General features: G+C 34.7%; 14 protein-coding genes and 3 rRNA genes. 1 reads left to right on the top strand and 16 read right to left on the bottom strand.

The window, feature by feature from the left end:
• Nucleotides 1–319: 319 nt before the first annotated feature.
• Nucleotides 320–1,003, top strand: coding sequence for an AraC family transcriptional regulator (locus tag CURI_RS14835; protein WP_014966236.1), 684 nt, complete (start codon nucleotides 320–322; stop codon nucleotides 1,001–1,003).
• An 18-nt stretch (nucleotides 1,004–1,021) separates the two neighbouring features.
• Here the strand turns inward: CURI_RS14835 and CURI_RS00080 are convergent, their stop codons facing one another.
• The 16 genes from CURI_RS00080 to dnaA all read right to left on the bottom strand — a co-directional run bounded on the left by CURI_RS00080 (nucleotide 1,022) and on the right by dnaA (nucleotide 20,499).
• Nucleotides 1,022–2,653 carry a PhnE/PtxC family ABC transporter permease gene (locus CURI_RS00080; RefSeq protein ID WP_041701281.1) on the bottom strand — a complete coding sequence of 544 codons (1,632 nt, stop codon included), beginning with the start codon at nucleotides 2,651–2,653 and terminating at the stop codon, nucleotides 1,022–1,024.
• Nucleotides 2,646–3,410 (bottom strand): phosphonate ABC transporter ATP-binding protein, encoded by a 765-nt coding sequence (locus tag CURI_RS00075; protein ID WP_014966234.1) that lies wholly within the window; start codon nucleotides 3,408–3,410, stop codon nucleotides 2,646–2,648. The genes CURI_RS00080 and CURI_RS00075 overlap by 8 nt, the downstream gene beginning before the upstream one ends.
• Nucleotides 3,411–3,422: 12 nt before the next feature.
• Nucleotides 3,423–4,349 (bottom strand): putative selenate ABC transporter substrate-binding protein, encoded by a 927-nt coding sequence (locus tag CURI_RS00070; protein ID WP_014966233.1) that lies wholly within the window; start codon nucleotides 4,347–4,349, stop codon nucleotides 3,423–3,425.
• A 220-nt stretch (nucleotides 4,350–4,569) separates the two neighbouring features.
• Nucleotides 4,570–4,686: ribosomal RNA gene (gene rrf, locus CURI_RS00065) — 5S ribosomal RNA — on the bottom strand.
• 69 nt (nucleotides 4,687–4,755) lie between these two features.
• Nucleotides 4,756–7,691, bottom strand: a 23S ribosomal RNA gene (locus CURI_RS00060).
• 267 nt (nucleotides 7,692–7,958) lie between these two features.
• Nucleotides 7,959–9,483: ribosomal RNA gene (locus CURI_RS00055) — 16S ribosomal RNA — on the bottom strand.
• Together the 16S, 23S and 5S rRNA genes form the textbook arrangement of a ribosomal RNA operon.
• 408 nt (nucleotides 9,484–9,891) lie before the next feature.
• A complete protein-coding gene (locus tag CURI_RS00050) occupies nucleotides 9,892–10,683 on the bottom strand; it encodes a SigB/SigF/SigG family RNA polymerase sigma factor (protein ID WP_014966232.1) in 792 nt (263 codons plus the stop codon).
• A gap of 17 nt (nucleotides 10,684–10,700) precedes the next feature.
• Complete coding sequence (locus CURI_RS00045; RefSeq protein WP_420805126.1) at nucleotides 10,701–11,129, bottom strand: ATP-binding protein; 429 nt, start codon at nucleotides 11,127–11,129, stop codon at nucleotides 10,701–10,703.
• Nucleotides 11,126–11,443, bottom strand: coding sequence for an STAS domain-containing protein (locus CURI_RS00040; RefSeq protein WP_014966230.1), 318 nt, complete (start codon nucleotides 11,441–11,443; stop codon nucleotides 11,126–11,128). Before CURI_RS00040 ends, CURI_RS00045 begins: the two co-directional genes overlap by 4 nt.
• A 153-nt stretch (nucleotides 11,444–11,596) precedes the next feature.
• Entirely contained in the window at nucleotides 11,597–14,038 is a 2,442-nt protein-coding gene (gene gyrA / locus CURI_RS00035; protein WP_014966229.1) for a DNA gyrase subunit A, read from the bottom strand.
• 39 nt (nucleotides 14,039–14,077) lie between these two features.
• Nucleotides 14,078–15,988, bottom strand: a complete 1,911-nt coding sequence (gyrB, locus tag CURI_RS00030; protein WP_014966228.1) for a DNA topoisomerase (ATP-hydrolyzing) subunit B — start codon at nucleotides 15,986–15,988, stop codon at nucleotides 14,078–14,080.
• 35 nt (nucleotides 15,989–16,023) lie between these two features.
• A complete protein-coding gene (gene remB / locus CURI_RS00025) occupies nucleotides 16,024–16,311 on the bottom strand; it encodes an extracellular matrix regulator RemB (protein ID WP_014966227.1) in 288 nt (95 codons plus the stop codon).
• 4 nt (nucleotides 16,312–16,315) lie between these two features.
• The gene (recF, locus tag CURI_RS00020) at nucleotides 16,316–17,437 is read right to left on the bottom strand and encodes a DNA replication/repair protein RecF (RefSeq protein ID WP_014966226.1); all 1,122 of its coding nucleotides are present in this window, start codon (nucleotides 17,435–17,437) and stop codon (nucleotides 16,316–16,318) included.
• A 93-nt stretch (nucleotides 17,438–17,530) separates the two neighbouring features.
• Nucleotides 17,531–17,740: an RNA-binding S4 domain-containing protein gene (locus CURI_RS00015; RefSeq protein WP_041701278.1), complete on the bottom strand. Its 210-nt coding sequence runs from the start codon at nucleotides 17,738–17,740 to the stop codon at nucleotides 17,531–17,533.
• 79 nt (nucleotides 17,741–17,819) lie between these two features.
• Nucleotides 17,820–18,917, bottom strand: coding sequence for a DNA polymerase III subunit beta (dnaN, locus tag CURI_RS00010; protein WP_014966224.1), 1,098 nt, complete (start codon nucleotides 18,915–18,917; stop codon nucleotides 17,820–17,822).
• Nucleotides 18,918–19,164: 247 nt separating this feature from the next.
• Entirely contained in the window at nucleotides 19,165–20,499 is a 1,335-nt protein-coding gene (gene dnaA / locus CURI_RS00005; RefSeq protein WP_014966223.1) for a chromosomal replication initiator protein DnaA, read from the bottom strand.
• Nucleotides 20,500–20,599 lie beyond the last annotated feature (100 nt).

Genomic DNA, 20,599 nt, shown 5'->3' with positions numbered 1-20,599 from the left:
TCTTATTATATCATATGTTATATTTATTGCCATAGTCAAATTTATAAGTTTAAACTAATTATCTCGTGATTACTATATCAAACTTATCTATTTTAAGTCTTGCTCTATATTTAAATAATTATTTGATTTTCTATCATTATAGTTATATAATATATATTAAATTAATGATAATAATTATCATTATCTTCTCATTACATTATACTTGAATATTAACCTTATTTTTTTAATTAATACAATGTTTTTATAAAATAAAACTTAATTTAAGTGAATTTTATTTTAAATTTAATATAGAAGAAGATCTTTAGAAAGGGGTTTTATCTTGAGCTGTAAAGAGTATCATCAATTTGCTATAGAGGATAATATATGTCTTGAATTAAAGTCACATAATATAGACAATGCTATAAATATATACAATGAATACTTTCCTAATAATAATTTTAAAAGTCTTAGTGGAGATTTCTATATTAGATCTCTAAAGAATCATATTATATGTCTTCTAGTTTCTTTAAGTAGAACATTAACTTCTGATAATAATAAACTAATGAAATTAAGAAATAGCTGCAACAGATTTATCTTAAATATAGAAAGTAAGAATTGTATTAATGGAATTGTTAAAGTAGGCGAATGTGCCATAAGAAGTTTTGGACAAATACTAAAATCATGTCCTTATGACTGTAATAATGAACTCATAAGTAGTGCTATTAAGTATATAGAAAACAACTTAGATTCAGATCTTACTTTAGAAATGGTAGCAAAAGAAGTTCACATATCTAAAAACTATTTATCTAGCCTCTTTTATAAAAAGACAAACATGAGGTTTACTGAATTTGTTAATAATTTAAGAGTTTTAAAAGCAAAAGAACTTTTAGTTAATTGTGACTTTTCCCTATCATATATTTCAAATTTATGTGGTTTTAAGAACCAAAGCTATTTTTCTACTATCTTTAAAAAACATACTGGTGTAGGTCCCTTAGATTATAGAAATAATGAAAATAAAAAGTAGGAAAGCTATATAGCTTTCCTACTCAACTAATTTGCGTGATCCTTCTGATAATAAATCTGCAAATATTACTAGTATCATATAAAAAATTAATATTAGTGTTATTTCTGAATATTTAAAGTAGCTCATAGCAAGTTTAAACTCCATACCTAATCCACCGGCACCTATAAATCCTACTACTATAGTTGTACGAATAATTACTTCCCAACGATACAGTATAAATGTTAGAAACTTTTGCATCACTGTTGGTATTACACTATATACAAGAATCTGGCCAGTTCCAGCACCACTTGAAGATAAATTCCGTATTGGCCTTAGGTCTAAATCTTCTACTACCTCAGAACATAGCTTCCCAAGTATTCCAAAGTTATGTAATGCTAAAGCTATTGCTCCTGGAAGAATACCTGGTTTTAAAATGAATATTATAATCATGGCCCAAACAAGCTCTGGGACAGCTCTTGAGAATAAATAAAGAAAACGACATATCCAAAATATAATCCAGCTATACCACCTTTTATTTAAAGTTAATGTACCATTTGCAACATTTCTTGAAGCCGGTATAACAGTTAATATCATACCTATTGTTGAAAACCCTATTGCCATAATGCTCATTTGTACCGTTTCGTAAGTTAGTTTCATTATATTTATCCAACTTTCCATATTCAGAAAAGCTGGGCTTTCTTCTCCAATTCCAATCATACCTTTAATAAACTTTTTTGCATAAAATGCATTTTTCTCAGAGAATAGTGATATAAAATCTGCTTTTTCTACTACATATATATATAACCATGATATAGCTATTAGTAGTGATAGTAGTATAAGAGAGAGTTTAACAAAATCAAGTTTTGATTTTCCTTCCACTAGGTCTTTTCTAATTAAACTACTCCAAAAATCTATCAATACTATTAAAACTAACAAAAAGAACATATACGTCCAAGCCTGACTATAATTTAAATCTTGAAGTGCAAGCTGAATTTGAAATCCTAGCCCTCCAAGTCCTACAAAACTCATTATTGTCGATGAACGAACTGCACATTCAAATCTATACATTGTATAACTTATCATATCCGTTTTAGCTATTGGTAAATATGTATAAAATAAGATTTGTAATCTCGAAGCTCCTGACGACTTCAAGGCTTCTATAGGTTCATGTGGAACATCATTAAGTATATCTGCAAAGATACGCCCTAATATACCCCCATATGGAATTGCAATAGCAAATATAGCAGCATACGGGGTCAATCCAATTGCAGCAACAAACAACCAAGCCCAAACAAGTTCATGAATAGCTCTCATAAGTCCTAATATACCCCTAAATATTCCTTTAGATATATAAAGAATCACCCTATTATTTGAAAGTACACCCGATGCTAATATCCCAAGTATAAAAGCTATAATTATAGCTAATGTCATCCCCGCAATAGCATAAACTAAGGTTCTCCAAGCAGCTATTAAAGCTGACTTGATTACATACTCTGATAAATCAGGATTAAATAAAGATCTTATAATTTGTGCTATAGCATTTTTTCCTCCTGAATGGATAAGATCAGATCCCCAGCTGACTGAAAATAAACTCCATATAAAAGCTGAAATAAGAACCATTGTTAGAAATGTTTTTTTTCGAGTTTCAATAGGAATTTTAAGTTTACTCATTCCCTTCTATCCCCTTCAAATCATAAAGTTCTGACAAAAGCTCATCTGTAATTTCATCTGATCTAAGATCAAAATAAATTTTACCTTCTCTCATTCCAATTATACGATCAAAATATTTCTTTGCATATTCTACTGAATGAAGAACTGTCACGAGTGTCTTATTCTCTTCTTTAACTATTTGTGTAATCATGGATAAAATATCTTCCGCACGTGTTGGATCTAGAGCAGATACTGGTTCATCTGCTAATATAACTTTTGGATCTTGTACCATTAGTCTTGCCATTGCAACTCTTTGTTGTTCTCCTCCTGATAGATTTGAAGTTCTATCATAAACCTTATCTATTAAACCTACCCTTTCTAACGATTTAAGTGCCAGATCTTTTTCTTGTGGAATTAATAATGACACAAATGATTTAAAAAATCCCCATTCATGTAGTCTTCCTACTAATACATTATGTATCACTGGTAATTGACCAACAAGATCAAACTGCTGTCTAATAATTCCCACTTTTTTAGCTAATTGTTTCTCTGTCTTATAGTGAGAATATGATAGTCCATCTATTAGCAATTTACCACCTTCGTCAGGTGAAATTACATTTGCAAGTATATTAAGTAATGTTGACTTTCCAGCTCCACTTGAACCAATTAGTGCCACGGTCTCACATTTCCTTATAACAAGAGAAACAGAAGATAATGCTACTTTTCTATCATAAGTTTTTGATATATTATTTAATTCAAAAATATTTTCTGACGACATAAGTTTCACCTATTATTTAACCATTCCTAAGCTTTTACCAACCTCTTCTATTGCTTTATAGTTTTCATTTTTAGTTTCTACGAATTTATCTGTTTGAAAGAATCTCAATATTTCTTCTTGATCGCTACCTTTTTCTGCACTCATTGCAAGTATAGCTTCTTTTACCTTCTCTCTAGTTCCTTCTCCATAAACTTTATCTATATTATCAGCATTATTTATAGTCCAGTTGTAATCAAAGTATTCTGGTGTTGTATAAAAAACTTTAACTTTTTCTAAATCTACTTTCTTCTCTTCAACTAGTTTATTCCATACAGAAATATTAAGAGCACCTGTTTGGAATGCTCCTGTTTCTACAAGCTTAATAGTTTTATCATGTGACCCTGAGTAATTTGGCGCTCCATCAAAATCTTTATCTGGATCAACTCCAGATTGTGTTAAAAAGTAACGAGGCATTAATGATCCTGAAGTTGAACTTTCGCTTCCAAATGTAAATGTTTTTCCTTTTAAATCCTCTAGTTTCGCAATATCTAAGTCTTTTTGAGCTATGAATACTGATTGAAACTCAGCATCTATAGGTCTTTGAGCAATTGCATTTGATCCTGGTGCAACAGCTCTAGCCTGTACCCCTGTAAGACCTCCAAACCAAACTAACTGTATTTCACCTCTTTCAAATCCTGTTACAAGTGATGCATAGTCAACAGATGGGACAAACTCTACTTTTAAACCTGTCTCCTTGCTAAGATATTTAGCCATTGTCTCCATACTTTTATTTAGTTCTGACACATTTTGATCTGGAATTGCTCCAATTCTAAATACTACCTCTTTACCTGATTTTCCAGTTTGCTCTTTATTTTCACTTGATTCTTGCTTTTCTACTGAACAAGCAGTAAATGAAATTAAAGTTAACATTGATAATAATATTGCCAATACTTTTTTCATTAGTGTTACACTCCTTATTATTTTAAAATTCGTAAAATCTTTTGACATCTCATTTATCCCGAGTATACCAATCACTATTATAATATATATTTTCTGGCTTGTATAATTGATATTATCAATATCTATTAAGAATCAAATTGCTTTTATCTATATTTTCCAACACAAAAAACCTCAGAATTACATCTGAGGTTTAATTTAATATTATTCAAAAAAATAAAAAAACCAGCAACGTCTTACTCTCCCAGGCAGTCTCCCGCCAAGTACCATCAGCGCTGAAGGGCTTAACTTCTGTGTTCGGTATGGGAACAGGTGTGACCCCTTCGCTATCGTCACTGGATTTCTTTGCTTTTTTAAAGATGTTTTGCACCTTCAAAACTACACAGCGATTAGATTATTCTTTAATATATTGGTCAAGCCCTCGATCTATTAGTATCACTAAGCTGAAGACATTGCTGCCCTTACACCTGTGACCTATCTACCAGGTAGTCTTCCTGGGATCTTACTAGGTTAACCCTATGGGAAATCTTATCTTGAGGGAGACTTCGTACTTAGATGCCTTCAGCACTTATTCTTTCCAGACTTAGCTACTCAGCCATGCCGCTGGCGCGACAACTGATACACCAGAGGTCTGTTCATCCCGGTCCTCTCGTACTAGGGACAACTCCTCTCAAATTTCCTACGCCCACGACGGATAGGGACCGAACTGTCTCACGACGTTCTGAACCCAGCTCGCGTGCCTCTTTAATGGGCGAACAGCCCAACCCTTGGAACCTACTTCAGCTCCAGGATGAGACGAGCCGACATCGAGGTGCCAAACCTCCCCGTCGATGTGGACTCTTGGGGGAGATAAGCCTGTTATCCCCGGGGTAGCTTTTATCCGTTGAGCGATGGCCCTTCCACTCGGTGCCACCGGATCACTAAGTCCAACTTTCGTTCCTGCTCGACTTGTAGGTCTCGCAGTCAAGCTCCCTTCTGCCTTTACACTCTTCGTACGATTTCCGACCGTACTGAGGGAACCTTTGAGCGCCTCCGTTACTCTTTAGGAGGCGACCGCCCCAGTCAAACTGCCCAACTGACAGTGTCCTAAAACTGGTTTCACAGTTTCTAGTTAGAACTTCAGCATCATAAGGGTGGTATCCCAACGGTGACTCCACCAAAGCTGGCGCCCTGGTTTCTAAGTCTCCCACCTATCCTGTACATATGATACCAAAATTCAATATCAGCCTGCAGTAAAGCTCCACGGGGTCTTTCCGTCCTGTCGCGGGTAACCAGCATCTTCACTGGTACTACAATTTCACCGGATCTCTTGTTGAGACAGTGCCCAAATCGTTACGCCTTTCGTGCGGGTCGGAACTTACCCGACAAGGAATTTCGCTACCTTAGGACCGTTATAGTTACGGCCGCCGTTTACTGGGGCTTAAGTTCTGAGCTTCGCTTGCGCTAACTCTTCCCCTTAACCTTCCAGCACCGGGCAGGCGTCAGCCCCTATACTTCATCTTTCGATTTAGCAGAGACCTATGTTTTTGGTAAACAGTCGCTTGGGCCTATTCACTGCGGCTGGTTGCTGCTCCAGGTGTGCACCTTTCACAGCCTCCAGCACCCCTTCTCCCGAAGTTACGGGGTTATTTTGCCGAGTTCCTTAACAAGAGTTCTTCCGCTCGTCTTAGGATTCTCTCCTCGCCTACCTGTGTCGGTTTGCGGTACGGGTACCTATTTGCTCGATAGAAGCTTTTCTCGACAGTGTGGATTCAGTGACTTCGCTACTTATTTTCGCTCCCCATCACATCTCAGGATTGTTCTAGCGGATTTGCCTACCAGAACTCCCTACTTGCTTAGACGTACATAACCAACAGTACGCTTCACCTATCCTCCTGTGTCACTCCATTTCTCAAACGCATTTAGGTAGTACAGGAATCTCAACCTGTTGTCCATCGCCTACGACTTTTGTCCTCGGCTTAGGCCCCGACTTACCCTGAGTGGACGAGCCTTCCTCAGGAAACCTTAGGCTTTCGACGGGTGGGATTCTCACCCACCTTTCGCTACTCATGCCAACATTCTCTCTTGTATGCAGTCCACCACTCCTTACGGTATGACTTCTGCCCACATACAATGCTCCTCTACCGATGTTATACACATCCCATAGCTTCGGTGACAGATTTTAGCCCCGGTTATCTTCGGCGCAAGACCACTCGACCAGTGAGCTATTACGCACTCTTTGAATGAATGGCTGCTTCTAAGCCAACATCCTGGTTGTCTGTGTAGTCTTACATCCTTTACCACTTAATCTGTACTTTGGGACCTTAGCTGATGATCTGGGCTGTTTCCCTTTTGACTATGAATCTTATCACACATAGTCTGACTCCCGAGAATCATGAATGTGGTATTCGGAGTTTGATAGACTTTGGTAACGCATAGCGCCCCGCAGTCATTCAGTGCTCTACCCCCACTTCACTTTCTCGAGGCTAGCCCTAAAGCTATTTCGAGGAGAACCAGCTATATCCGGACTCGATTGGAATTTCACCCCTATCCACAGGTCATCCGGTAGCTTTTAAACGCTAATCGGTTCGGACCTCCGCGAGATTTTACTCTCGTTTCATCCTGCCCATGGATAGATCGTCCGGTTTCGGGTCTACGCCATACAACTTAATCGCCCTATTAAGACTCGGTTTCCCTTCGGCTTCGTTGCTTAACAACTTAACCTTGCTGCATAACGTAACTCGTTGGCCCGTTCTACAAAAAGTACGCGGTCGTTCATATAAAGAACTTCCACTGCTTGTAGACATAGGGTTTCAGGTTCTATTTCACTCCCCTCCCGGGGTTCTTTTCACCTTTCCCTCACGGTACTGCTTCACTATCGGTCACTAGGTAGTATTTAGCCTTGGGGGGTGGTCCCCCCTGCTTCCCACAAGGTTTCACGTGTCTCGTGGTACTCTGGATCATAACTTGGAGTTTTCTCGTTTCACCTAAAGGACTATCACCCTCTGTGGTGGAGCTTTCCAGCTCTCTTCGGTTACAATACCTCTCCGTTTATGTTATGTCCGCAACCCCATAAGAGTAAACTCTCATGGTTTGGGCTCTTCCCCGTTCGCTCGCCGCTACTTAGGGAATCGATTTTTCTTTCTCTTCCTCAGGGTACTTAGATGTTTCAGTTCCCCTGGTCTGCTCCCATATACCTATGTATTCAGTATATGGTACTTGAGGTTTGCCTCAAGTGGGTTTCCCCATTCGGATATCTACGGATCAGTGTCTACTTGCGACTCCCCGTAGCTTTTCGCAGCTTATCGCGTCCTTCTTCAGCTCCTAGTGCCAAGGCATTCACCCTATGCCCTTACTAACTTGACCAGTTAGTAAGCAAATATCAAATAAGTTTGACATTCACTACTCAATTTATTATTGAGGTTTAATTTTCCTTAATATATTAATATATCTCGGTTAATTGTATTTTAATCTATTTCGCTGTGTAGTTTTCAAGGTACAATTTGTTTTAGACGCCATTTTATAAAGCATAGGTATCAGATGTTCTATCTGGTCTATCTTTATAAGTGTTCTAAAACTTATTTGAGAGTTTTGGTCTCTCAAAATTAAACAGTAAAAAGCGTTTCTCCTTAGAAAGGAGGTGATCCAGCCGCACCTTCCGATACGGCTACCTTGTTACGACTTCACCCCAATCATCGATCCCACCTTCGACAGCTGCCTCCTTGCGGTTAGCTCACTGGCTTCGGGTGTTACCAACTCTCGTGGTGTGACGGGCGGTGTGTACAAGACCCGGGAACGTATTCACCGCGACATTCTGATCCGCGATTACTAGCAACTCCGGCTTCATGTAGGCGAGTTGCAGCCTACAATCCGAACTGTGATCGGCTTATTGAGATTCGCTCCACCTCGCGGTTTCGCTGCCCGTTGTACCGACCATTGTAGCACGTGTGTAGCCCAACATATAAGGGGCATGATGATTTGACGTCATCCCCACCTTCCTCCGATTTATCATCGGCAGTCCCTCTAGAGTGCCCAACTTAATGATGGCAACTAAAGGTAAGGGTTGCGCTCGTTGCGGGACTTAACCCAACATCTCACGACACGAGCTGACGACAACCATGCACCACCTGTCACCTCTGCCCCGAAGGGAGACTCTATCTCTAGAGTTGTCAGAGGGATGTCAAATGTTGGTAAGGTTCTTCGCGTTGCTTCGAATTAAACCACATGCTCCGCTGCTTGTGCGGGTCCCCGTCAATTCCTTTGAGTTTCAGTCTTGCGACCGTACTCCCCAGGCGGAGTGCTTAATGCGTTAGCTGCGGCACTGAGGTTCGACCCCCAACACCTAGCACTCATCGTTTACGGCGTGGACTACCAGGGTATCTAATCCTGTTCGCTCCCCACGCTTTCGTACCTCAGCGTCAGTATCAGTCCAGAAAGTCGCCTTCGCCACTGGTGTTCCTCCTAATATCTACGCATTTCACCGCTACACTAGGAATTCCACTTTCCTCTCCTGTACTCAAGCCAAATAGTTTCAAGTGCTTACGCCGGTTGAGCCGACGCCTTTCACACCTGACTTATCTGGCCGCCTACGTACCCTTTACGCCCAATAATTCCGGATAACGCTCGCCCCCTACGTATTACCGCGGCTGCTGGCACGTAGTTAGCCGGGGCTTCCTCCTAAGGTACCGTCATTATCTTCCCTTAGGACAGAGTTTTACGACCCAAAGGCCTTCATCACTCACGCGGCGTCGCTGCATCAGGGTTTCCCCCATTGTGCAATATTCCCCACTGCTGCCTCCCGTAGGAGTCTGGACCGTGTCTCAGTTCCAGTGTGGCCGTTCACCCTCTCAGGCCGGCTACCCATCGTCGCCTTGGTGAGCTTTTATCTCACCAACTAGCTAATGGGACGCGGGACCATCTTATACCACCGGAGTTTTGACTCATGCACCATGTGGTGCTAGAGTTTTATAAGGTATTAATCCCGGTTTCCCGAGGCTATCCCTTTGTATAAGGAAGGTTTCCCACGCGTTACTCACCCGTCCGCCGCTCTCCAGTCATTCTTTCACCCGAAGGATCCGTAACGACTTTCCCGCTCGACTTGCATGTGTTAGGCACGCCGCCAGCGTTCATCCTGAGCCAGGATCAAACTCTCAAAATAAAAGTTTTCTGTCTCAGCTTCTGCTGACTGCTCTATTTAATGTTGAGCTTCATTTGTTATTAATTCTAGGAATTAACTTGCTTTTTACTGTTTAATTTTCAAAGACCAAAGTCTGTTTCACTATCTTAACATCCTTTTAACATTCTGTCAAGAAGTTTTTTCGACTTTTTTCTCACTTCTTGTTTTGCTGTGTCGCTTTCTTGCGGCGACTCTTACTACTTTACCAGGTTTCTTTTTCTTTGTCAACACTTTTTTAAAACTTTTTTTATTTCTTAATTTTCCAAGAAATTTAAGTGTCTCTGCATCTGTGTTTGTCTTGTTTCTTTTGACAACTTTTATAATATATCATAATTACATTATAGAGTCAACACTTATTTCTAAAAAAAATCAAATGACTATTTAAATAAGTTAGCCATTTGATTTCTCAAGTTCTCTTCTAAATCTCTCTATTATTTTTTTCTCCATTCTGGATACCGTCATTTGCGAAATTCCTAATTCGTTTGCTATATCTACTTGAGTTTTTCGTTTAAAATATCTATCATCTATTATCTTCTTTTCAACATCATTTAACTTGAATATCATTTTAGAAAGAAAATCATTATTCTCTATTTTATCAAATTGCTTGTCTTCCTCCCCTATTAAGTCGGCTAGTGTAACTTCCTTATCTTCTCCATCAGATTCATATGGAGTATCTAGTGACTGTGGTGTATATACCTTACCAGCTTCCATTGCTTCAAGTACATCCTCTGAAGTAACATCTAGATATTCTGCTAACTCTTTTACTGTAGGAGTTCTTTGTAATTTTTGATTTAATGTATTTCTAGCTAAGTTAACTTTTTGTGAAAGTTCTTGAATTCTTCTTGGAACCCTTATTGCCCATCCTTTGTCTCTAAAGTGCTTTTTTATTTCACCTATTATAGTGGGTGTGGCAAAGCTAGAAAACTCATATCCTCTTGATATATCAAATCTATCTACTGAGTATATTAAACCTAAACATGCTACTTGATATATATCTTCATAATCTATACCCCTATTAGAGTATTTCTTAGATAAAATTTCAGCTATATATAAATATCTATGTATTATTTCTTCCCTTATTGTAGATTCTTTATTTTCACTGTAAAGCTTAAATAATGTTTTACTATCCTTATCTTTTATATTTGAAATATCTTTTCTTTTTTTAAATGCTGGTGTATTCATCTTCACCATCCCTTTTTCTAAACATTTTTTATTTTAGTCATTACTATTTCTGTGCCATTATTGTCACTACTTAATATATTTACTTCATCCATTAGTGATTTTATAATGAATATTCCTAATCCACTTTCATTTAATTCTTCTATATTAGGGTCTTTAATTTTTGAAGTATCAAATCCCTTACCAGTATCTTTTACTATTATAGTTAGTTTATCGTTATATATATTATATTCTATCTCTATTTTGCCTTCCCCTTCATTTAGTCCATGCTTAATTATATTTGTACAAGCTTCTCCTAGTGACACTTTAATATCGTCTATTTCATCTATATCAAATCCTATGTTACTAGCTATAGATGATGTTGTAAGTCTAATTGTACTCATGTATCCTGCTATCTTATCCTTTTCACTGGATATGATCAGCTTTATATTATCAACCAAAAAAATCACTCCTTAATAATAAATACTTTATCTAGACTTGTTAATTCAAGTAGTTTCTTTATGCTAGGCTTTATATTTGTTATAGTTATTGTATTATTACTCTCTTTTAATTTTTTAAGAATGCTTATTAATACTCCTAATCCTGTACTATCTATATATTCTAGTGAATCTCCAACTATAGTTATATCTGTACCCTCTTCTTCTACTAATTGTAATAACATGTTTTTAAATTCATCTGATGTGTATATATCTATTTCTCCTATTGGACTTACTACCCATTGATTATCATCTTTATCAAACTTTTTTAAAATTTCTAATCCCATATTTTCTTTCTCCTCCCTTAATTCATCTTAATTCGATAAAAAATATTATATAATATTATTTACTATTATAATATTATAATATTTTACACACTATGTAAACTTATTGGATATAAAAAAGAACCTAAAGGACTTATAATCCAAAAGGTTCTTTTTTTATTCTTCTTCATTTTCTTCTTCTACTAATACTTTTGCAACTGAAACTACTTTATCATCTTTTGCCATTTTCATAAGTCTAACACCCTGAGTAGATCTACCCATTTGGGATATATCTGATACATTAAGTCTTATAATAGTACCACCAAGACTTACTATCAATATATCATCATCTTCTTCTACTACTCCGGCACTTATAATCTTTCCTGTTATATCTTTAATATTATAAGTTTTTATTCCTTTTCCACCTCTAGACTGAATTCTATATTCATCTAGTGAAGTTCTTTTTCCATATCCAAACTCACTTATTACTAATAATTCTTTATTCGGCTTTACTAAGTCCATACCTACTAGATAATCACCTTTATTTAGAGTTATAGCTTTCACACCCATAGCAGTTCTTCCCATATCTCTAACGTCTTTTTCGTTAAATGTTATTGACATTCCATTAGAAGTGACTAGTATAACATTATCATCACCCTCTGTCTTTCTAACACCTATAAGTTCATCTTCTTCTTTTAAGCTTATGGCTATTAATCCATTTTTTCTTATATTTTGAAGTTCATTCAATCTTAGTTTTTTAGTAATTCCTTTTTTAGTAACTAAAATCAAATAATTATCTTCTACAAAGTCTCTTATAGGAATTACTGCGGTAATCTTTTCTTCTGGATTAAGTTGAAGAAGGTTTATTATAGCCATACCTCTTGCTTGACGTTTAGCTTCTGGTATCTCATATGCCTTCATAGTATATACTTTTCCTTGATTAGTAAAGAATAATAGATTATCGTGAGTTGAAGTTATAAATAGATGTTCTACAAAGTCTTCCTCTCTCGTAGTAAGTCCAGCTACCCCTCTTCCACCTCTTTTTTGAGTTTTATATGTGTCTTCTGGAAGACGCTTTATATATCCAAAGTGTGTTAGAGTTATCGCAACATTCTCTTCTTGGATCATATCTTCAATATCTATATCTTCTTCTGAAACTCTTATTTTAGTTCTTCTTTCATCACCATAATTTTCCTTTATTTCAAGTAACTCTTGTTTTATAATTCCATATACTAACTCTTCACTAGCTAATATTTCTTTCAATCTACTTATTTCTATCATAAGAGCATTATATTCTTCTTCTATCTTTTCTCTTTCTAAACCAGTTAATCTTTGTAGTCTCATGTCTAATATAGCTTGGGCTTGCTTATCTGAAAGTCCAAATTGATTCATCAGACCATCTTTAGCTTCAGCAGTAGTTGATGAACCTCTTATTAACTTTATCACAGCATCTATATTGTCCAGAGCTATTCTTAATCCTGCTAGTATATGGGCTCTTTCTTCCGCTTTATTCAACTCATATTGAGTTCTTCTTACTATAACTTCCACTTGATGATCTAAATAGTGTTTTATCATCTGATGTAAATTTAATACTTTAGGCTGATCATTAACTAAGGCTAACATTATAATACTGAAAGTAGCCTGTAGCTGAGTATATTTGTATAAGTTATTTAAGACTATATTAGCATTTGCATCTCTTTTAATCTCAATAACTATCCTCATTCCATCCCGATCAGACTCATCCCTTAAATCAGAGATACCTTCTATCCTTTTGTCTCTTACAAGTTCCGCTATCTTTTCTATAAGTCTAGCTTTATTTACTTGATAGGGTATTTCTGTAACTATTATCGATGATCTACCTTTACTATTTTCCTCTATTTCAGCTTCAGATCTAACTATTACTTTTCCTCTACCAGTTCTGTAAGCTTCTCTTATATTTTCTTTTCCCATTATAATTGCACCAGTAGGAAAATCTGGTCCTTTTATATGAGATATAATTTCTTCTATAGTTATATCTTTATTGTCTATCATAGCTACTATACCATCTATAACCTCACTTAAATTATGAGGTGGAATAGATGTAGCCATTCCTACGGCTATACCAGATGATCCATTCACTAGTAAGTTTGGAAATCTACTAGGTAACACCTTAGGCTCATTTAGTGTTTCGTCAAAGTTAAGTCTATAATCTATAGTATCCTTTCCTATATCTCTAAGCATTTCTAATGCAATTTTAGACATTCTGGCTTCTGTGTAACGCATAGCAGCTGCACCATCACCATCAACCGATCCAAAGTTACCATGTCCATCAATTAGCATATACCTAGTCGAAAAATCTTGTGCAAGTCTAACCATAGCATCATAAACAGCTGTATCTCCATGTGGGTGATACTTACCTAATACTTCCCCGACTATACGGGCTGATTTTTTATGGGGTTTATCTGGTGTCATTCCTAAGTCATTCATTGCATAAAGTATTCTTCTATGAACAGGTTTTAGTCCATCTCTAACATCAGGCAATGCTCTACTTACTATTACACTCATAGAATAGTCTAAGTATGACTTTTTCATTTCTTCTCTTATGTCTATATCCACAACCCTTTTATTATCATCGCTCATTTAATTCTCACTCCTCAAATAGTGTTTCATATGAAACTATTATATATCTAAGTTTTTTACATTTAGGGCGTTTTCCTCTATAAACTCTCTTCTTGGTTTTACCTTATCTCCCATAAGAGTTGTAAATATATCATCTGCTGCTGCTGCATCTTCTATATTTACTTGAAGCATAGTCCTAGTTTCAGGATTCATTGTAGTATCCCAAAGTTGTTCTGGATTCATTTCTCCTAGACCCTTGTATCTTTGAAGACTATATCCTGTTCTTCCAATCTCGTCTAGTACGACTTCAAGTTCTCTATCATCATATGCATATTTCTCTACTTTTCCTTTTTTAACTTTATACAGTGGAGGTTGTGCTATGAATATATTGCCATTTTCTATAAGAGGTTTCATATATCTATAGAAGAATGTCAATAAAAGAGTTCTAATATGTGCACCATCAACGTCCGCATCGGTCATTATTACAATTTTACCATATCTTATTTTGTTGGGATCAAAATCCTCACCTATTCCGCATCCAAAAGCTGTTATCATATTTTTTATTTCATCTGAACTTAAAATTTTATCTAATCTAGCTTTTTCTATATTCATTATCTTACCTCTTAAAGGCAAAATAGCTTGGGTTGATCTATCTCTTCCTTGTTTTGCAGATCCCCCTGCTGAGTTCCCTTCGACTATATATATTTCACATTTTTCAGGATCTCGCTCTGAGCAGTCAGCTAATTTTCCCGGAAGTGCTGAGCTTTCTAATACGTTCTTTCTTCTAGTAAGCTCTCTAGCTTTTCTCGCAGCTTCTCTTACTCTTGCCGCCTTTATCCCTTTATCTATTATAATTTTTGCTTCTTTAGGGTTCTCTTCTAAAAATCTATTTAAAGAATCATATACTACACCTTCTACAATCCCTCTCATTTCACTGTTTCCAAGTTTAGTTTTAGTTTGTCCTTCAAATTGTGGCTCTGATAACTTAACAGATAATACAGCTGTAATACCTTCTCTTACATCATCTCCTGTTAAGTTTTCATCTTTTTCTTTTAATAAGCTATTAGTTCTAGCATAATCATTTATTACTCTAGTTAAAGCTGATCTTAAGCCACTAAGATGAGAACCTCCTTCATGAGTATTTATATTATTAGCAAATGCAAGTATATTTTCACTATAGTCAGTAGTGTACTGTAAAGCTAATTCTACAACAGAATCTTCTCTTTCTCCCTCAAAGTAAATTACATCACTATGGATAGAATCTTTATTTCTATTCATATACTCTACGAAAGCCTTTATTCCACCTTCATAGAAAAACTCCTGTTCTTTATTTGTTCTTTTATCCTCGAAGATTATTTTTACACCTTTATTTAAAAATGCTAATTCTCTTAATCTATATTCTAATGTTTCATACTTAAACTCTACTTCATCAAATATAGTTGCATCTGGCATAAATGTTATCGTAGTACCTGTTTCATCAGAGTCACCTATTACTTCTAACTCTGTTTGAGGTATTCCTATTTCAAATCTTTGTTTATGAATTTTTCCTTCTCTTTTTATTACTACCTCTAGCCATTCTGAAAGCGCATTTACAACAGATACTCCTACCCCGTGAAGTCCTCCTGAAACCTTATATGCGCCCCCATCAAATTTACCACCGGCATGAAGTACTGTAAGTACAGTTTCTACTGTAGATTTACCGGTTTTAGGATGTATTGCTACTGGTATACCTATACCATTATCTGATACCGTTACTGACCCATCTTCATTTATGCTTATTTTTATAGTGTCACATCTTCCAGCTAGTGCCTCATCTATACTGTTATCTACTACTTCGTATACTAGATGATGCAACCCCTTAGGACCTGTACTTCCAATGTACATACCTGGTCTTTTTCTTACAGGTTCCAGACCTTCTAGAACTTGTATCTGTTCAGCTCCATAAGTTACATTTTGTTGATTTCTAGACATCAAATGTCCTCCAATCTATTTTAGTTTTCTCTATATTATATATTTTCAATAAATCCTGCTCTTTTCTGAAGAGTAACTGTTGATATATTTGAAGTATATATTATACTTTGTCTTGATTTTAGATCACCTTTTTTATGCTTGTTAGATCTTTCAGTTAATATATACGATTTTATTTCCTCATTCGTGCTATTTATAAACCCATCCTCTTCTGCTATTTTAAAGAACTCTTTTGTGTATTCTGATTTAAATGCTGATTCTGCGTCTATTATAGCTATAATATCTTTCAAAGGTATTACTTTATCTTTTCCAAGATGCAACAACATTTTATCACCCCTTTTTATATAAAACTTCACCGTTATTAATTAAAAATACACTTTTAGACTCTTCCCCTATATCATCCACTTCTATATCATCTGTAGAAGTTATTATAGTCTGTATATCTTTAAATGTAGTAACTAGTGACTTTCTCCTGTTTATATCTAGTTCAGATAGTACATCATCTAGCAACAGTATCGGATACTCCCCTATCTCCGATTTTATAAGTTCTACTTCTGCTAACTTTAATGAAAGTGCAGCAGTTCTTTGTTGACCTTGAGAACCATATGTTCTACATGTCATACCATTTATTAAAATTTCTATGTCATCTCTATGTGGACCATACTCAGTAGTACATCTTTCTATATCCCTGTCCAAACTTTTATCTAATAACTTTTTAAAGTTTTCTTTTATTTCTTCTCTTTTTATATTTTCTTCGTCCACTTTAAATGAAGATACGTAGTGTATTGATAAATTTTCATTTTCCGTTGTAAGTTTTTTGTGAATGTCTTTAGATATGTCAGATAAGCCCTTTGTAAAGTTTATTCGGTCAATTATTATTTCTGTACCCGTATCTATTAGTTGTTGATTCCAAATATCTATAGTCTTTAGATTAGTATTGTCATACTTCACCTTTTTTAAAAGATTATTACGTTGAAATAATATCTTATTATATTTGCTTAAATTATATCTATATCTTGGTTTTATTTGAGATATTTCTATATCTAAAAATGACCGTCTCTCTAAAGGACCACCTTTTATTAAGTTTAAATCTTCTGGTGAAAATATCACAACATTTATCTGTCCTATTAATTCAGATAATTTGTCTATTTCTACTTTATTTATTCTTACTCTTTTATTTTTACTTTTTTCAAATTTAATTTCTATATATTTGTCAAATTCACTTTTTACTACTTTTAGTCCTATATATCCTGCATCTTTTTCTATATTTATAAGCTCTCTATCTCTATTAGTCCTATACGATCTTCCACTAGAAGCTATATATATTGATTCTAAAAGGTTTGTTTTCCCCTGAGCATTATGTCCTAAAAAGATATTCAAATTTTTATTTAATTTTATATTTAATTTTTTATAGTTTCTAAAATTAATTAATCTAATGCTCTCTACATGCAATATAGCTTCTCCTTCCCTGATTTTTTATCTTTCTTAAAAATATTTTTCTATATTAACAATTTATTATATCATAAAAAAAAATTATACTTAAGTTTACTTTATTATAAACTTTTCAAAACCGTCTACCTCTACTATATCACCACTTCTTATTTTCTTCCCTCTCTCAAATGCTACTTCTCCGTTTACCTTTACCTCCCCTTCTTTTATTAAAATTTTACTTTCTCCACCACTTTGTGTTATTTCGGCATATTTCAACAGTTGATCTAATTTTATAAATTCAGTTTCTATAGTTATTTCTCTCATCATTCTTCCTCCTTTAAATATAATAGACACCTATTAATAGGTGTCTAAATTTTTATAATGTTTGATAGTTTATATCTTATTATGCTAGTCTAACTGGTAATATTAAGTAAGTATAATTTTCATCCTCTAGTGGTTTTATTATACATGGATTTACGCTACTTACCAAATCCATAACTATTTCTTCACTATCTATAACTTTTATTCCATCTAAAATATATTTAGAGTTAAATGCAATCTCCATATCATTTCCATCTAATTGTATAGGTATTTCTTCATGTACATTCCCTATTTCAGAGTTTGAAGTAATAATTAGTTTATCGTCAGATATATCTAATTTTATTAAATTATTTTTCCCTTCTCTAGCAAGTAATGAAGCTCTTTCTATACTATCTTGAATATACTTAGTCTTAACTCTTACTTTAGACTTATATTCATTTCTTATTATATCTTTATAATTTAAAAATTGTCCTTCTAGAAGTCTTGAGGTTATTATAGTATTTCCTACTTTAAAAATAATATGATTGTCTGCACATATTATTTTTACGTCAGAATCATCATCTTCTAGTATTTTATTAACTTCATTTAAAGTTTTACTTGGTATTACAACCTTTACATCTCCGGAAAAATCCACAGAAATATTCTTAAGAGCTAATCTATATCCATCTAATGCAACTAGAGTGGCTTTACCATCAGTTATTTCAAGTAATGCTCCCGTAAGTATAGGCCTAGTTTCATCTTGAGCTGTTGCAAATACAGTTTGTCTTATCATATTCTTTAATAAATCCTTTGGAATTTGAAAAGAATTTAAATCCTCTATTTTTTCAAGCTGTGGATATTCCTCTGAAGGTTGACCTAATATGTTAAAGTTAGATGGACCACAGCTTATGTGGATATTTCCTTTTTCATCTACTTCCAAGTTTACTGGTAAATCTGATAACTTTCTTATTATATCACCAAATATTCTAGAAGTTACTACGATACTTCCTTCTTCTATTACATTACACTCAATAGATGTCTCTATCCCTATTTCTAAATCTGTTCCTGTAAGAGTTAATACATTATCCTCGGCTTTTAAAAGTATACCGCTAAGTATTGGTAATGTAGTTTTAGATGATACTCCTTTTTGAACAATATTTATTCCCTTTGATAATTCCTTTTGATCGATAATTAGCTTCATTTTGTGGATAACCTCCTTTATAGATAAATAGATATAATAATATACAAAGATTAGTAGTAATAGTAGTAGTACCTGTGAATTTGTGGATAAGTTATGCTAACTATTAAAATTAGAACAAAAAACTATGTTAATATTTTGTTTATATATACTATAAAGTTATCCACATAACTAAGGTTTTCTTCACAGAAATATAAAAACAAAAATATATTAACAATTTATCAACAGACTGTCTACATACTATTGTTAATTATTCACCTTTAATCTCTTCTATTATTTGATTAACTTTTTTTCTAAACTCTGAATCACTTTCAATATCATTAGATATCTTTTCATAAGCGTGTATGACTGTAGTATGATCTCTTCCACCAAACTCATCTCCTATTTTTGGGAGAGACAAATCAGTTAGCTCTCTGGATAAATACATTGCTATCTGTCTAGGATAAGAGATATTTCGAGTTCTTTTTTTAGAGTTAAAGTCCTCCATTTTTATATCCATATGTTTAGAAACTATTTCTTTTATAAAGTCTACATTCACTTCCTTAGGCTTAGAGGATGATAGTATATCCTTTAAAGCCTCTTCTGCAAGATCTATTGTGACATCTCTATTGGTTAACGAAGAATACGCTACTATTCTTATTAGTGCTCCTTCTAGTTCCCTGATATTTGACTTAATTTTAGTTGCTATATATATCATTACATCATTTGGAACGTCTATGTTCTCCATCTGAGCCTTTTTTCTAAGAATAGCTATTCTGGTTTCTAGGTCAGGTGCTTGAATATCTGCTATAAGCCCCCATTCAAATCTCGAACGCAGTCTATCCTCTAAGGTTGGTATCTCCTTAGGGGGTCTATCGCTTGAGATAATAATTTGTTTATTGGCATCGTGTAGAGCATTAAATGTATGAAAAAATTCTTCTTGAGTTCGTTCTTTTCCAGCTATAAATTGAATATCATCTATTAATAGCACATCTACATTTCTGTACTTACTTCTAAACTCTACGTTCTTATCGTCCCTAATAGAGTTTATGAGTTCATTAGTGAATTTTTCAGATGATACATATACTACACTTGCGCTCGGATTTTGGCTTAAAATATAGTGACCTATAGCATGCATTAGGTGGGTTTTACCTAGACCAACTCCTCCATAGATGAACAATGGATTATATGCCATAGCTGGAGCTTCAGCAACTGCTAGTGATGCAGCATGGGCGAATCTATTACTATTTCCTATAACGAATGTATCAAATATATACTTAGGATTTAGTTGAGATTTAGAGGATACAATATCTTGGACTTGATTGTTTTGATGCCCTAAATCATTATTGATCTCTTCACCTGGAATCAAAAAGTTTATATCATAGTCTGTACCAGAGACTTCTTTTATAGCATTTCTTATAAGTGTTAAGTATCTAGCTTCTAGTATGCTCTTAGTAAACTCGTTTGGAGCTCCTAGTACTATATGATTATCATTCATAGTTATAGGCTCTACAGATTTTAGCCATGTATTGAAGCTTACTTCTGTTAGTTCCGTTCTTATTATTTTTAGCGAATTACTCCAGACTTCATCTAAGGTTAATCCCATTCATTTACCTCCAATCATTTAAATTTATAAACAGCTTAATCCACAATTTATAAGTAAACAAAAATAATATAAAGAAATAAAAAATATAAACAAAAAAGCA

The sequence above is a fragment of the Gottschalkia acidurici 9a genome (assembly GCF_000299355.1).
In the GTDB taxonomy this organism is placed as follows: domain Bacteria; phylum Bacillota; class Clostridia; order Tissierellales; family Gottschalkiaceae; genus Gottschalkia; species Gottschalkia acidurici.
This window is presented reverse-complemented; position numbering and strand designations above follow the sequence as displayed.